Below are 14,940 nucleotides of genomic sequence, written 5' to 3'. Positions count from 1 at the left end.
AAAGGGTGGGAAAACGTGACGAACGACGACCGCAACGGAATCTCGGCAGGACTGCTCGACGAGGCCGCGTGGCGCAAGAGCCGCCGCAGCGGCGCGATCGGCAATTGCGTCGAGGTCGCCCCCCTGGACGGCGGCGAGATCGCGATGCGCAACTCACGCCACCCGAACGGTCCCGCGCTGGTCTACACCCGCGCCGAGGTCGAGGCATTCCTCTCCGGTGTCAAGGACGGCGAGTTCGATGACGTCATCCGTTGAATCCCGCTCCAGTGCCGACGCCGGTCTGAGAGCACTGGTCACGCGAGGTTTCCAGTTCATGCAGTCGCACGACGACAGCGGTGAGATCGCCGCGCTGATCGGCGTGCGCGGACACGACAACGTGATCGACGTCCTGCGGTTGGAGGGCGAGGACAGCGCCGCGGCCATGCGGATGCCCGCCGACGAGGAGAACGTGCTGGCTCCGGCGAGCACGACGTGGCGCTACACCGGAAACGCGCACGAGGCGATCGAGGAACTGCTCGACCTGCCCGACGACCGCACCCCGGGCTCTCTCCTCGTTGCCGCGAAGTACTGAACGGCACCGTCCGGAGGGTCCGGCCTCCACGAACGAATTTCCCAGGAGGCCGGACCAACGGCTACTCGGTGGGGACGTCGGCCCGCCACGCCAACCAGCGGGCCACCTCGACGAGGAGATCGAGGTCCGCGGTCTCGACCAGCACAACCGATGGCCGGCCTACGAGACCCTCCACATCGACGCCCGGCGCCTCATCGAGGAACTCGCTCAAGTCGACCACGACCTCGCCCACCTCGACGACTCCACTCGCACCGGCTAGTGGTTCAAGGCAAGACTGTGGTCGGCGCGGAGCCCCGCGATCCTCGATGCCCACAGTCGCGGCAGCGATCGCCGGGCTCAGCGGCTTCCCGGTGATCCCGTGGGCGATCGGCTCGAGGCGGCCAGTGTGCACAGCTCTTTTCAACGGCCCCTCCGCGCGGAGATCTGACGGGTTGAGGACCTCTCGGTCACGTGTGAACCGCAATCGGCGCTGGGGCCCTCTCATCTCGGTGACCTGCCCATCCGACGAGAACCTCTCTTTGTGTCGTGAGCTCGGTGCATTGCCCAGTGGTTTCCATACCGCCCCCCTGGGAACCCCGAACGAGGAATTGCGTAGTCGGCCGGAGGTGACGGCATGGCCGAGAAGCACGAAGAGGTGGAGTTGGCGAGCTCGTTGGCGCACATGGCTCGGCAACTACTCGCCGAGGACTCGGTGAACAGCACGCTGGACGGGATCGCCGAACAGGCCGTCTACAGGATCGACGGGTGTGAAGCCGCCAGCATCATGGCGCTGGACCGCAACAGAAAGCTGAACACCCTGGCCGCAAGCAACGAGCTGAGCCGGGAGTCGGACCAGATCCAGACCGAGCTAGGCGAGGGCCCCTGCTTCGATGCGGCTGACCAGCAGACAGAAACCTTCCGTGTGGCCGACATGGGGGAAGCGGCGACCGGTGGCCGAACTACGCCCCGCGGGCACGGGAGCTCGGCCTCGGCAGCATGCTCGGTTTCCTGCTGTTCACCACGCAGGAGAACCTCGGCGCACTCAACCTCTACTCGTCACGGCGCGACGCGTTCACGAAACGCTCCGAGCAGGTGGGCTGGATCTTCGCCTCACACGCCGCCGTGGCTCTGGCCAGCGCCCGCAACGACGCGCAACTGCACGAGGCGATCGAGACCCGCCAGGGCATCGGCGAGGCGATGGGCATCATCATGAACCACTACAAGCTTGCCCAGGATCAGGCGTTCGAAGTGTTAAAACGAGTCTCGCAGCACCGCAACGTCAAGCTCCGCGACGTCACCAGCGAGATCATTAAAACCGGTGAGATCCCCGAGGTCAGGGGCGCTGACCGCTCAGCAGGGATCTCCTGGTTTACGTCGAGCGCCGTACTGGTAACTCCCTGGGTAACCAATTTGAAGCCCAATTATGGAACAGCTTGGCCAGGGCAACGGTGTGCTTGAGCAGGCAGTCACTCCGCGCACCCGTAAAGCGCGTCAGAGGCGAAACCGGTCACTCCTCTTGGCGCGCTTTTCTCCTCTCTCGGCGTCCCGGAGGGGACGCCCTTGACCAGTTCCCGCCCGACGCTGCACCAGACCAGTGGTCGTTCAAAGGAGACAACGGCAACCCGTTGCACCAGCACAGCGTCGGGTGCTGGGGCGTGAGGCACGTGAGGCGGCGGACTGCGAGAAGATCCGGCTTCACGATCTGAGGCACACGCCACCCCCTGATCGCGACCGGATGCGAGGTCGTGACCGTACGGCGGGCGCTCGGGCACTCCAGTGCCACGAGCACTCCGAACACCTGCGCCCACGTGTGGCCGACCGCTGAGGGTCGGACTCGGAACGCCGCCGGGATGCTCGCGGACGCGCTCGAGCATCCTGGCGAACGACGAACCGAGTCAGGTCACTGACCAGCCTTGGTCGTCGCCGCCTAGACGTTGAAGCGGAACTCGACGACGTCGCCGTCCTTCATGACGTACTCCTTGCCCTCCATGCGGACCTTGCCCGCCGACCGGGCCGCGTTCATCGACCCCGCCTCAACCAGCTGGTCGTAGGAAATGATCTCGGCCTTGATGAAACCGCGCTCGAAGTCCGTGTGGATCGCTCCGGCCGCCTGCGGTGCCGTGTCACCCTGATGGATCGTCCACGCCCGGGCCTCCTTCGGCCCCGCCGTGAGGTAGGTCTGCAGGCCGAGAGTGTGGAAACCCGCGCGGGCCAGCGCGTTGAGCCCCGGCTCCTGCTGCCCGATCGAGCTCAGCAGCTCCCGCGACGACTCCTCGTCGAGCTCCTGCAGCTCGGCCTCCACCTTCGCGTCCAGGAACACCGCGTCGCCGGGAGCGACCAGATCCCGCAACTCCTGCTTCCGGGACTCGTCGGTCAGCACGCCCTCGTCGGCGTTGAACACGTACAGGAACGGCTTGGTCGTCAGCAGGTTGAGCTCACGCAGCTCCGGCGTCTCGCTGCCGTGCCCCGAACCGAACAGGGTCCGTCCGTCCTCGAGGACCTCCTTGGCGGCCTTGGCCGCCTCCAGCGCCGGACGCCGCTCCTTGTTCGTGCGGGCTTCCTTCTCCAGCCGGGGCAGCGCCTTCTCCAGCGTCTGCAGGTCGGCGATGATCAACTCGGTGTTGATGGTGTCGATGTCGGTGCGCGGGTCGACGCGGCCGTCGACGTGGATCACGTCGGAGTCGTCGAACACCCGGATGACCTGGCAGATCGCGTCGGCCTCGCGAATGTTGGCCAGGAACTTGTTGCCCAGCCCCTGCCCCTCGGAAGCGCCCTGCACGATCCCGGCGATATCGACGAACGAGACCGTGGCGGGAACCACCTTGGCCGAGTCGAACATCTCGGACAGCTTCTCCAGCCGCTCGTCCGGCAGCGGGACCACGCCCACGTTCGGCTCGATGGTGGCGAACGGGTAGTTCGCGGCAACGGCTTCGTTGCTGGTCAGCGCGTTGAACAGCGTGGACTTACCGACGTTGGGCAGTCCGACGATTCCCAGGGTGAGGCTCACGGGGAGACAAGTCTAGGAGTTCGGCTCCGCGATCAGCGGACCCGGTGGCCGTAGTGGCACCACCACCGCCGTCGACGCGCCCGCTCAGTCCTCCTCACCACCGCCCTGGTCACCCTCGTTGCCGCCGTCCTGCTCCTCCTGCTGCTGCTGGTTGCCTCCCCCGTCCTGAGGCGGCGGGGCGGAGTCGTTGCACCCGGCGAAAAAAATCAACGCCAGAGCGGCTGCGACTGCCGTGGTGAACACCTTGGGGGCACGCGCTGCACGAGTCATGGCACGGACACTATTGGATCTCCGGGCAATACGCACCCGCTGCGGACGCGAGGCGTCCGACAAGAGGACCGACAAAGAAGAGGCCCGCACTCAACCGGCCTGGGGGTCACCGGGAGCGCGGGCGCACCCATTATTCTACGTCACCGAAAAGGTCGTGTCGAGACCCTGAACGCGTTCAACCCGAACGAGTGGCGGAGATGTCGCCGATCTCGCCGCCGCGGAAGGCGTCGACGAACAGTCGGTGGTCATCGCGGACCACGTCGGCGTACTCGAGGGCGAAGTCGCACAGCCACTGCGTGAACTCCTCCTCGCGCCCCTGGACCACCTTCTCGATGGCCTCCTCGGTCTGGAACGGCACCAGGGACTGGTCGGAGTCCGAGTCGGAGACGCAGTGCACCTTGGCGACGGCCCTGCCGAGGTAATCCAGGACGGGGAGGATGTCGTCCGGCTCGGTCAGCTCGTTCCAGTCCAGGTCGGACTCGTACGGCGAGATCTCGGAAACCGAGTAGCCGACACCGTCGATCTCGGTGTAGCCGAGCATCTCGTCGGCGTGGGCCTGCAGGGCACGCTGGGACAGCGCGGTGCGCTGGCCGTGGTGGGCGAAGTAGGAGCTGATCTCCTCGTCGGTGACCACCCGCGAGGGCGCGGCCACGTTGCCCTGCTTCATCGACAGCATGATGTCGTTCTCCAGGGCCTCGTTCTCACCCTCGATGAGCACGTTGTAGGCCGGGAGACCGGCGCTGCCGATCCCGAAGCCGCTGCGCCCGACGACGTCCTTGATCGTGTAGGCGAAGTCGCTCATCTTCTTGTCCTGCGGGATCGTGGCCAGGTACCGCTCGAAGGCGGCCACGACCTTGGCGCGCTCGGCGTCACCGAGGCGGCGAACGCCGACCTTGTTCCGGAAACGACGGTCGTAGCCCTCGGTCTCGGTCTCCCGGTCCAGCAGCTCGCTCCGGCTCTTCAGCCGCGCCTTCTGCAGGATGTGGTGGATGATCCCGTCGGTGGTGTCCAGGTTCAACGAGAACGCCGCGTCCTGCTCACCGCGCACGAACCAGCGGACCTGATCCAGGTAGGCGTGGGTGGCGTGCCGGACGAGCTTCTCGATCTCGGAGTCCGGCAGGGCCTTGCTCCAGCCCAGCAGCGCGATACTGGTCGCGAAGCGCTGCAGGTCCCAGGTGAAGTGGCCGACGTAGGCCTCGTCGAAGTCGTTGACGTCGAAGATGAGCCTGCCCGTGCTGTCCATGTAGGTGCCGAAGTTCTCGGCGTGCAGGTCACCCTGGATCCAGACCCTGCTGGTGCGCTCGTCGGCCCACGGGTCCCGCAACCGGGCCACGTCCGCGTAGAACAGGCAGGCGCTGCCCCGGTAGAAGGCGAACGGGGAAGCGGCCATCTTGCGGAACTTCGTGCGGAAAGCGGCGGGAGCGGCCTCCATCAGGTCGGAGAACGCCTCGACCAGGCTCTCGGTGATGAACCGTCTGCGCTGGTCCTGATCGGCGACGTCGAGGGTGCGAGTGAGCTCGGACATGATTCGCCTTCCGCGAGGGCACCTTTGCAGCACCATGCTAGTGGAGTGACGGCTCACTCGTCCGTGTGATACCGATCAGGATTCGAGCGTCAACGTGGATCCCGTGCGGGACTTGCTCACCCGCAGCCGCACGCCGATGCGCTGGCGCACCTCCTCGACGTGGGAGACCAGCCCGACGACCCGTCCCCCGGCGCGCAGGTCGTCCAGGGTGTTCATCACCAGATCCAGCGTGTCGGCGTCGAGGGTGCCGAAGCCCTCGTCGATGAACAGGGTGTCCAGCAGCACCCCTCCGGTCTCCGCCGCCACGACGTCGGCCAGTCCCAGAGCCAGTGACAGCGAGGCCAGGAACGACTCACCACCGGAGAGGGTCTTGGTCGGGCGCGTCTGCCCCGAGTAGTCGTCGAGCACGTCGAGCCCGAGACCACCCCGCGCCCCGTGCGGACCGGCGGCGTCGGAGTGCACGAACGAGTAGCGCCCCTCGCTCATGCGCCGCAACCGGTGCGTGGCCGCCGCGGCGACCTCCTCCAGCCGCGCGGCCAGCACGTAGGAGCGCAACGACATCTTGCGCGCGTTCTGCCCACCGCCGTTGACCACGTCGGTCAGCGCGTCGAGCTCGGCGAAGGCCGACTGCTCCGGCCCGAGCTCCGCCCAGGCCCGGCGCAGTCGCTCCGCGAGCTCGGCGACGTCGCGACGCCGCTGCTCGGCGCCGCGCGCCGTCGCCGCGGCCTGCTCCGCCGCCTCCCGCGCGGTGGTGGCCGCCTCGGCGGCCTCGTCGAGGCCGACCTCGGTTTCGGCGTCCACCCCGGCGAGCTCCTCGCTCGCCAGCGCCGCGCGGGCGGCGGCCTCGCGCCGCTCGACCTCGGCCAGCGCCTCGGCCAGCTCCGCGCGGCGCTGCTCGCCGCGCTCGGCGGCCAGTGCGGCATCGACTCCGTCGAAGCCCGCCTCGGCCGCGGCCTCGGCCAGTGCGGCCTGCTGCTCGTCATTGCGCCGCCGCGCGTCGTCGCGCGCGATGCGCGCGGTGACGAGCCGGTCCACGCGTGCCGCCGTGTCGAGGAGGTGTTCGCGGCGGCGGGCGACGCTGTCGAACTCACCTCTGCCCCGCTCCAGCCGGGAGTGTCGCTCCTCGACGGTGCCGGCCAGGTTCGCGTGCTCGGAGCGCGCGGCGGCCACCCGGGTGGCGAGCTCACCGCGCCGCGTGGTGAGCCGCTCGGAGTCCGACTCCAGCTCGGCGAGTCGATCGGTCAGCGGCCGCTCCCGCTCGGCCTGCTCACGGAGCGCGTCGCGCTGGGTGGTGGCCTCGGAGAGTTCGGCGGTCAGACCGCTCTCGGCGCACTCCCCCAGCCGCTCCCGCAACCGGTCGTGAGCCTGCTGCGCCCTCGTGACCTCGGTGTGGGACTGCTCGCGGCGGGCTTGGGCGGCCTGTTCCTCCGCTCGCGCCCGCTCCTCGTCCTCGGCACCGACCGGCTCGTCGACCGCGCGGCGGGGGTCCGGGTGCTCGGCCGAGCCGCACACCGGGCAGGGGCGTCCGCCGTCGAGCGTGGTGGCGAGTTCGGCGGCCATCCCGGCCAGCCGCCGTTCCCGCAGGTTCTGGAGGTGTTCCCGCGCGCTCTGGTGCTCGTCGACCGCCTCCCGCGCCCGGGTCTCGGCGGTGGTCAGTTCTTCCCGCGCGGCCGGGAGCCGGCGCGCGTCCTCGACCAGCGCGGTCAGCTCGTCGACGCGGCCGGAGGCGGCGTCCAGGCGTGCCGCGGCGTGTTTGGCCTCGTCGAGCTCGCGTCGCGTGGTCTCGATCCGCGCGGGCAGTCCGTCCTGCTGCTCGGCCAGCTCGGCGTCACTGCTCCGGTCGGCCTCGATGCGGTCGGCGAGCTCGGAGAGCCGTCGCCGGTCGTCGTCCTGCTGCTCGGACTCGGTGACCAGTTGCGCGAGCGCACCGGCCTGCTCGTGGAGGTGGCTCGACGCCGCGCGCAACTCGTCGGTCCCCTCCTCGGTGTCCACCCCGACGCAGTGGGCCGAGGCCACGGTGACCTCCTCGGCGGCCCGCTCGTGCTCCTCCGTGGCACGCCGGGCCGCGCGGTGCGCGGTGAGCACCGGCATCGCCCGGGTCGCCGCGTCCTGCTCGGCGCGCCAGGCTTCGTGCTCGGCACGATGTTCGTCCAGTTCGGACAGCTCGGCGCGGGACAGGCGGACGCGGCGCACCTTGTCGGCCAGGTCCCGTCGTGCGGCCAGGGCTCGTTCGGCCTCGTCCCGCTCACGCCGGAGCCGCTCCTGCTCGGCGTCGGCTTCCTCCGACTCCCGGGTCAGCCGCTTCTCCAGGTCCTCCAACCAGCTCGCGCGGTCCTCGCCGTCCTCCGGCTCCGCTCCCGCGACCTGGAGCACGCGCGCGAACAGCTGGTCGACGTGGGCGCGCTGCTCGCTCAGCCGCTGACGACGCTGCTTGCGATGGCCGGAAAACCACTCCGCCACCCGGGTGAAGCGCTGGGTGCCGAACAGCTTCTCCAGCAGCTCCGCGCGATCGCCCGTATCGGCGTGCAGGAACTGGGCGAACTCGCCCTGCGGCAGCATCACCACCTGGAAGAACTGGTCGGCGTTCATGCCCAGCAGCCGCTGGACCGTACGCCCGACCTCGTCGATGCGGGTCGCGCCCTCCGAGGGGAGGTCCTCGGGCGGTCCGCTCACCCAGATCAGCGAGGCCTTCGCCTTCTGGGGGGTGTAGCCGCTGCCGGAGCGCTTCGGGCGCTGGTACTCGGGAGTGCGCTGGACGCGCAGGCGGTGGCCCTGCACGGTCAGTTCGAGCGAGACCCAGGTGGGGGTGTCGGAGGCGGCCGTGTCGCACCGGAAGCGCTTGGCCTCCTTCCTGGCACCGGGCACTTTTCCGTAGAGGGCGAACGCGACGGCGTCGAGCAGCGCCGTCTTGCCCGCGCCGGTGTCGCCGTGCAGCAGGAACAGGCCGTCGGAGCCGAGCGCGTCGAAGTCCACCACCTCGTGACCGCTGTAGGGACCGAAGCCGCTGAGCTCCAACCGGTGCAACCGCATCAGGAGTCCTCCGCGGTCCGGATCGCGCGCAGTGCCTCGTCCAGCAGTTCACGTTCGGACTCCGACGGCGGCGCTCCCCGGCAGTCGGCGACGAAGCCGTCGGTCAGCTCCCGGTCGTCACGCCCTCGCACCGCCTCGGAGTAGCGCAGTGGCGCCGTGGCGCGTCCCTCCTCCGGCTGCCACTCCAGGTGCACCGCGTGCGGAAACCGCCGCTGCAACTGCCGCATCGCGTCGAGCGGGCGGACCTCGTCGGTCAGCGTCGCCGACAGGTAGCAGTCCCGCAGCGCCTCGTACTCCGGTTCGTTGAGCAGGTCCTCGAGACGGCCGCACACCGTCGCCAGGGCGCGCGGCACCGGCAGTTCCCTGCGTTCGACACCGGCCAGACCGGCGGCGTCGAGGTCGAGCAGCCACACCGACTTGCGCTGGTCGGCCTCGGAGAACGAGTACGCCAGCGGGCTGCCCGAGTAGCGCAGGTGCTCGCCGATCCGCTGCGGACCGTGCAGGTGACCGAGCGCGACGTAGTCGGCGGCGTCGAACACCGAGCCCGGCACCTGCTCCACGCCACCGACGGAGATGGTGCGTTCGGACTGACTGGCCTCGCCGCCGGTGACGAAGGCGTGGGCCAGCACCACCGAACGAGTCCCCTCCGGACGGGCGGACAGGTCCGCGCCGATCCGGTTCATCGCCTCGCCCAGCACGGCGGCGTGGCCCCGCGCTCGCAGCGAGCCGGTGGCACCGGGAACCCGCTCGGCGGTGGAGTTCAGGACGTGCCGGGCCGGGTCCGGTTCCAGGTAGGGGATGCCGTAGAAGGCCACGGGCCCGTGCTCGTCGTCGATCAGGACCGGGTCGTGCAGCCGGGAGGTCCTGGTGCACAGGTGCAGCCCGCCCGCGGCGGCGAAGTCGGCGAAGGCCCCCACCCGCGCGGCGGAGTCGTGGTTGCCCGGGGTCACCACGATGTGCGCGCCCGCCGCGCGCAGCTTCCCGAGCACCCGCACGCAGACCTCCACCGCTTCGCCGGACGGGACGGCGCGGTCGTAGAGGTCCCCGGAGATCACCACGACGTCGACCCGCTCGTCGGTGACCAGATCTGCCAGCCCGGACAGCACGGACTCCTGGTCGGCCAGCAGGTCACGACCGTGGAAGGTCCGGCCGACGTGCCAGTCGGAGGTGTGCAGTACCCGCATACGGCCAACCTAGCGGCCGGCGATCACGCCGGAGTCCGCCCCCGTCGCCTCGGCGCGTCGTGCGCCGTGCGCGACATCGCGGCGCCTCTCCGGCATGATCTCCGTACGAACACGTCGAGGGAGCACACGTGGGTTCAGGATTCCTCACGACCATGGTCGTCGTGCTGACGCTGTTGTTCGCAGCGGCACTGGTGCTGATCTGGCGCCTCTACACCGACAACGCGCGCCGCACCGACGAAGCGCTGCGCATGGTGGAGACCGAACGCGCCCGCACGGCCGAGCAGCAGGCGGCGCTGCGCCGCTACGAGGTCACCTTCGCCTCGATCTCCGGACGGGGTGAGCTGGGGGAGAAGGTGCTCGTGGAGACGGCGCGCTCGCTGGGACTGCGGGAGGAGGTGCACTTCACCCTGCAGACCGACCTCGCCGGTGGCGGTTCGGCGCGGCCGGACATGGTGCTCACGGTCGGCGGCGGCAGGCGGGTGCCGGTGGACGCCAAGGCCAGCCTCGCCGTGTGGGCGGAGGCGATGGAGACCGACGATCCCGAGGAACGCGGCGAAGCGCTGCGGGTGCACGTGCGCAACCTGCGCTCGCGCGCCTCCGAGCTCGCGGGCAAGGGATACCAGCGCTGGGCGGACGCCATCTACGGAACGATCATGTTCGTGCCCTCGGACGCCGCGCTGATCACCGCTCTGGACACCGATCCGGGGCTGCTGTCGTGGATGCTGGACAAGCGGGTCTTTCCCTGCGGGCCGACGGGATTCGCGGTGCTGGCCTCGGCCGCGCTGTTCGCGGCGACCGAGCGGACCCTGGCCGAGGACGTCGAGCAGGCGCGCTCGCAGGCGGTGCGCGCGCAGCGCGCCGCCTCCGGCGCGGTCGAGGCGGTCAACCTCTCCAGCACCCACCTGCAGCGCTTCGTCTCGGCCCGCCGCCGCGAACTCGACGCGCTCGAATCCTTCCGCAGCGCGGTGCAACCCCTGGCCGAGGCCGCCAACACCCCCGGTGACCTCACCGACGTCCGCCGCGACGGCGACGGAGTCGCCGGCAACGCCACCTCCACCCCCGAGGACAACTGACCGTGCGATCGGGTGACCACCCTGGACGTACGACGACGAGCAGGAGAAGACGTGGCGCAGGACCTGATCGAAGCCCGGGAAACCGAACGCTGCTGACCACGGACCGCCGCGGTCAGTCGTCGAAGCGTTGTTGTTCGGCGAGGAAGTGCGCCGTGTCGACGGTGGACTCGTACAGCGCTCGGTAGTGCCGGTAGAACTCGTCGTAGCGCTCGGTGCCGGCCGCCGTCGGCCGGACCGTCTCGGTCACCGGGTTCCAGTCGTCCGGGTCGACCGCGACGCCGGTGCCCACCCCGGCCAGCAGCGCGTCACCGAAGCACGCCCCGATGGTCTCGGCCGGTACCTGCTGCTCCCTGCCGGTCACGTCGGAGACGATCCGCGTCCACAGGCCGCCCCGCGTACCGCCGCCGACCGCCACCAGACGCCCCGCGCTCGCCCCGGACTCGCCCATCGCCTCCAGGTTGTGCCGGACGCCGTAGGCGATGCCCTCCAGCGCCGCCCGATACAGCTCCGCGCGCCCGTGCACGGTCGTCAGGCCCGCGACCACGCCCCGCGCGTCGGGATCGAAGATCGGGGTGCGTTCCCCGGCGAAGTAGGGCAGCAGCAACAGTCCGCGACTGCCCGCGGGTACCGCGGACGCCTCCTCGACGAGCTCGGCGAACTCGCCGTCGACCAGTTTGCGCAACCAGTCCGTCACGGCTCCCGAGGTGGCCATCCCCGCCGCGAGGGTGTAGGTGCCCGGGAAGGCGCCGCGGGTGCCCCACAGCGTCGGGTGCGGGCTGGGGTCCTCCAGCACCTGGACGAAGAACATCGTGGTGCCGTACATCAGCATCACGTCACCGGGCCGGCGCACTCCGACGCTCGTGGCCTCGGCCCAGGCGTCGACGGTGCCCGCCGTGACCGGCAACCCCTCCGGCAGGCCCGTCTCGGCCGCCGCCTTGGCGCCGACGTGGCCGACGACCTCGGTCGGCCACGCCAGCTCCGGCAGCGTCAGCCCCGGTGCCACCCGCCGCGCCCAGTCGTGCGCCCAGTCCCCGGCCCGCAGGTCGTAGAGCGGGTCGCACTGGCTGGCCGAGTGGTGGTCGAGCACGTAACGGCCGGTCAACCGGTGCACCAGATAGCTGCTGCACATCAGCAGCATCTCGGTGCGCTCGTAGACGTGGGGCTCGTGCTTGGCCAACCAGCGGATCTTCGGCCCCACGGCCTGACTGCTCAGCGCCGAGCCACCGCGCTCCAGCAGGGTCTCGGCTCCGAACTCGGCGGTGAGCTCGTCGATCTCGGCGGTGGCGCGGGTGTCCACCCCGTAGAGGATCGCCGGGCGCAGCGGGGTGCCCTCGGCGTCGGCGGGCAGCAGCACGGGACCGATGCCGCTGATGCCGAGACCGGAGATCGTGCGTCCCTCCGCGGCGGGCAACAGCTCGGTGACCAGCGCGAGGAAGTCCTGCCACCACACCGAATCCGCGTCGTGCTCGACCCGTCCCGGGTGCGGGTAGGACGTCTCGTGCGCCCGGCTCGCCCTGGCGAGGACGGCCCCCTCGGCGGTGACCAGCACCCCCTTGGAACTCGACGTGCCGATGTCGATGCCCAGCAGCACCTCGTGCGCCATCCCGCGTCCTCCCGCTTCGTGCCGTGCCGATGTTCACGGAATACTCGTCCACCGCGCAACGAGGGTCAACTCGTCGTGCAGTCGCCCTACCGCTCCCGGGTCCACTCGTCCAGCTCGACGTCGAGCTGCTCGGCCACGGCCCGCAGGGTGGCCCGGTGGTCACCGGGCACGGCGTGAATGTGGTTGGAGCCGAACTTGGACAGGAACACCTCGCCCGGCGCGTCCAGCCTGGCGAACGCGTGCGGCCACTCGGGAGTGGACTGACGCACCAGCTCCTCGTTGGTGGCCTCGTCGTAGCTCTCGAAGTCGCCGAGCATCAGCTGCAACCGGTACCGGCCGTCGCGACGGGTGAGCCTGCCCAGCGTCATCCGCCCCGGAGCGGCGATGTGCTGGACCGAGGCACCACCCGCGGGGAAGAAGAACACCTCCGGGTACAGGTGCACCCGCGAGAGGTTCTCGGCCGGGTCGTCGCTGCGCGCGGCGAACCAGGTCGCGTGCTGACCCGAGTTGCACAGGTCCCAGATGTCGCGGTCGGCGTGGTAGTGGCGCACGTCGGCGAACAGCGCCGGGGTCCCGGAGACGTGGTTCATCAACCGCATGGTCAGGGCGCCGTCCATGTCGGTCTCGGTGGCGCAGATGTGCGGGGGCTTCGGCCCGTTCCAGTCGTAGGGATCGTTGAGCAGCGCCTCGGTGATGTCCATCGTGGCGAAGTTCTCGGTGAGCTCGGGCTGTGCCTTGATCCCGGAGAAGTCCAGCTCGCGCTCGGCGATGATGTCGCGGATGGCCAGGTACGAGCGGAGCTGGCGCTCCAGCAGTTCGGGAGTGAGCTTCTTGCCGTCGTAGTGCACCCCGGCCGCGTGCTGTTCGAACCACTCGCGGCCCTTGCGCGCCTCGGCGGCGTCGGCCTTCTCCGCCCGCAGCACCAGCTCGTACTGGTCGATCTCCTCGACGTCGATGCCGAACAGGCGCTGCCACTGGTCGGTGTTGGCCACGGCGGTGTTCATGCCCATCGGGCGCCCGCCGAAGCGGCCGAAGGTGGATCCGCGCAGCGAGGAGGCCACCGAGGCGGCGACGGCCCGCACGCCGATCCGCTCGACGAGCTCGGCGTCGTCGGGGGCTCCCCACGCCCGGGTGTGCTGACGGCCGATCTGGTCCAGCGCTCCTCCCGCGGCCAGCATCCCCACCAGCCCCGGCTCGGTGGGGTCGGTGCTGGCCACGAGCACCAGCGGGCTGCGGGTGGCGTCGGCGGCCAGCATCGTGAAGTGCGGGAACGCCCACACCGCGTAGTACAGCACGGTCACGTCGACGTCGGAGGCCGCCACCCGGCGCGCCACCGAGGTGGCCTGGGTGTTCGTGGCCACCAGTTCGCTGCCGACCGAGACCTCGTGGCCCGCCGAGCGCAGCGCGGCGACCAGTGTGTCCTGCTTGGACCGGATGAATTCCGCGTTGCGGGCGTGCACGTGGTCACGGCCGTCGGAAACGCTGATCACACCGATACGAGCCACGCCGACCTCCTCACTGTGACCGCCGAACGCGCCGTCGGAGCCAAGACTTCCCGCTCACGCTCGACCGTGCGCCCATCGGCGAGCAATCGTTTTCTCAGCAGTTATTCTGGAAATGTTCGTGCTGAGTACGTTCGGCTGTCAAGCCAACCGGGGCATCCCGCCCCGAAGGAGGTAGCGGTGGCGACCATCAGCGAGGTGGCCGAGCGGGCGGGAGTGTCCACCGCCACGGTCTCGCGTGCGCTCAACGGCAAGGACTCCGTGGACCCCGCGCTGGCGGGGAGGGTGTTGGCCGCGGCGGACGAGCTCGGCTACCGCCCCAACGGTCCCGCCCGCAATCTGCGCAAGCAGGAGACCGCGGTCCTGGCCCTGATCATCTCCGACGTGGAGAACCCGTTCTTCACCGCCATCTCCCGTGGTGTCGAGGACGTCGCCCACGACGCCGGCTACTCCGTCGTGCTGTGCAACTCCGACGACGATCCCGACAAGGAGCGCGAGTACGTCGAGGTGGCGCTGCAGGAGCGGGTCGCCGGGGTGCTGCTGTCCCCCGCGGGACGGGGTGACAGCGCGGAGAAACTGCGTGCCCACGACACCCCGGTGGTGGCGATCGACCGGCCGCTGCCCCGCTCGGGCGGGGACACCGTCCTGGTGGACACGCGACTGGCCGCCAGGGAGGCCACCCTGCACCTGGCCGAACAGGGTTACCGCCGCCTCGGTTGCCTCACCGGACCGGAGGGCGTGCCCACCGCCGACGACCGGCTCGCCGGCTACCGCGACGGACTCCGCGCGGCCGGACTCGACTCCGGGGAACTGGTGCGACGCTCGGACTTCAAGGCGACCGGGGCCGCGGAGGCCGCGCACTCGCTGCTGGCCGAACGGCAACCTCCGGACGCGATCCTGGTGGCCAACAACGCGATGGCGGTGAGCGTGCTGGCGGCCCTCGACGAGCTCGGGATGCGTCCGGGCCGGGACGTGGGCGTGGTCGCCTTCGACGACGCCCCCTGGACCGTGCTGATCGACCCACCCCTGTCGGTGGTCGCCCAGCCCGCCTACGACATGGGAGCGACGGCCGCCCAGCTGCTCCTCGGACGCATCGGCGGCGACCACACCGAAACCACCGTCACGACCCTCTCGGCCCACCTGGTCCCCCGCGGCAGCAGCAGATCGGGGTGAACGCGTCGTTCCGGCACTCACAC

13 protein-coding genes are annotated in these 14,940 nt (G+C 70.2%); 6 read left to right on the top strand and 7 right to left on the bottom strand.

Going from position 1 to position 14,940, the window contains the following annotated elements; all coding sequences use genetic code 11:
- Nucleotides 1-15 precede the first annotated feature (15 nt).
- The 4 genes from FHX42_RS01205 (at nt 16) to FHX42_RS26150 (ending at nt 2,008) form a co-directional block, all read left to right on the top strand.
- Nucleotides 16-255, top strand: coding sequence for a DUF397 domain-containing protein (locus FHX42_RS01205; protein ID WP_182542248.1), 240 nt, complete (start codon nt 16-18; stop codon nt 253-255).
- Nucleotides 239-571 (top strand): hypothetical protein, encoded by a 333-nt coding sequence (locus FHX42_RS01200; protein ID WP_182542246.1) that lies wholly within the window; start codon nt 239-241, stop codon nt 569-571. Before FHX42_RS01205 ends, FHX42_RS01200 begins: the two co-directional genes overlap by 17 nt.
- On the top strand, nt 555-830 hold the full coding sequence (locus tag FHX42_RS01195) for a hypothetical protein (protein WP_182542245.1): 276 nt from the start codon (nt 555-557) through the stop codon (nt 828-830). Before FHX42_RS01200 ends, FHX42_RS01195 begins: the two co-directional genes overlap by 17 nt.
- 716 nt (nt 831-1,546) lie before the next feature.
- On the top strand, nt 1,547-2,008 hold the full coding sequence (locus FHX42_RS26150) for a GAF and ANTAR domain-containing protein (RefSeq protein ID WP_235986872.1): 462 nt from the start codon (nt 1,547-1,549) through the stop codon (nt 2,006-2,008).
- Nucleotides 2,009-2,477: 469 nt separating this feature from the next.
- Here FHX42_RS26150 and ychF read toward each other — a convergent pair whose 3' ends face one another.
- The 5 genes from ychF to FHX42_RS01165 all read right to left on the bottom strand — a co-directional run bounded on the left by ychF (nt 2,478) and on the right by FHX42_RS01165 (nt 9,566).
- Nucleotides 2,478-3,557 (bottom strand): redox-regulated ATPase YchF, encoded by a 1,080-nt coding sequence (gene ychF / locus FHX42_RS01185; protein WP_182542243.1) that lies wholly within the window; start codon nt 3,555-3,557, stop codon nt 2,478-2,480.
- A gap of 84 nt (nt 3,558-3,641) precedes the next feature.
- A complete protein-coding gene (locus FHX42_RS01180; RefSeq protein ID WP_182542241.1) occupies nt 3,642-3,827 on the bottom strand; it encodes a hypothetical protein in 186 nt (61 codons plus the stop codon).
- A 175-nt stretch (nt 3,828-4,002) separates the two neighbouring features.
- The gene (locus FHX42_RS01175; RefSeq protein ID WP_182542229.1) at nt 4,003-5,352 is read right to left on the bottom strand and encodes a DUF2252 domain-containing protein; all 1,350 of its coding nucleotides are present in this window, start codon (nt 5,350-5,352) and stop codon (nt 4,003-4,005) included.
- Between the two features lie 75 nt (nt 5,353-5,427).
- Nucleotides 5,428-8,382 carry an AAA family ATPase gene (locus tag FHX42_RS01170; RefSeq protein ID WP_182542228.1) on the bottom strand — a complete coding sequence of 985 codons (2,955 nt, stop codon included), beginning with the start codon at nt 8,380-8,382 and terminating at the stop codon, nt 5,428-5,430.
- Nucleotides 8,382-9,566 carry an exonuclease SbcCD subunit D gene (locus tag FHX42_RS01165; RefSeq protein WP_182542227.1) on the bottom strand — a complete coding sequence of 395 codons (1,185 nt, stop codon included), beginning with the start codon at nt 9,564-9,566 and terminating at the stop codon, nt 8,382-8,384. The genes FHX42_RS01170 and FHX42_RS01165 overlap by 1 nt, the downstream gene beginning before the upstream one ends.
- Nucleotides 9,567-9,694: 128 nt before the next feature.
- On the opposite strand from FHX42_RS01165, the gene FHX42_RS01160 reads away from it, so the two are divergent.
- On the top strand, nt 9,695-10,639 hold the full coding sequence (locus tag FHX42_RS01160) for a DNA recombination protein RmuC (protein WP_182542226.1): 945 nt from the start codon (nt 9,695-9,697) through the stop codon (nt 10,637-10,639).
- A gap of 112 nt (nt 10,640-10,751) precedes the next feature.
- Here FHX42_RS01160 and FHX42_RS01155 read toward each other — a convergent pair whose 3' ends face one another.
- Together FHX42_RS01155 and FHX42_RS01150 are read right to left on the bottom strand one after the other, a co-directional pair.
- The gene (locus FHX42_RS01155) at nt 10,752-12,242 is read right to left on the bottom strand and encodes an FGGY-family carbohydrate kinase (RefSeq protein ID WP_182542225.1); all 1,491 of its coding nucleotides are present in this window, start codon (nt 12,240-12,242) and stop codon (nt 10,752-10,754) included.
- Between the two features lie 86 nt (nt 12,243-12,328).
- The gene (locus tag FHX42_RS01150) at nt 12,329-13,747 is read right to left on the bottom strand and encodes an L-fucose/L-arabinose isomerase family protein (protein WP_182542224.1); all 1,419 of its coding nucleotides are present in this window, start codon (nt 13,745-13,747) and stop codon (nt 12,329-12,331) included.
- Nucleotides 13,748-13,924: 177 nt separating this feature from the next.
- Here FHX42_RS01150 and FHX42_RS01145 point away from each other — a divergent pair, with 177 nt between their 5' ends.
- The gene (locus FHX42_RS01145) at nt 13,925-14,917 is read left to right on the top strand and encodes a LacI family DNA-binding transcriptional regulator (protein ID WP_182542223.1); all 993 of its coding nucleotides are present in this window, start codon (nt 13,925-13,927) and stop codon (nt 14,915-14,917) included.
- The last annotated feature ends 23 nt before the right edge of the window (nt 14,918-14,940 follow it).

Source organism: Halosaccharopolyspora lacisalsi (genome assembly GCF_014137975.1).
In the GTDB taxonomy this organism is placed as follows: domain Bacteria; phylum Actinomycetota; class Actinomycetes; order Mycobacteriales; family Pseudonocardiaceae; genus Halosaccharopolyspora; species Halosaccharopolyspora lacisalsi.
Note: the sequence above shows the minus strand (reverse complement) of the source record. Positions and strands in the feature narration are given on the sequence as shown.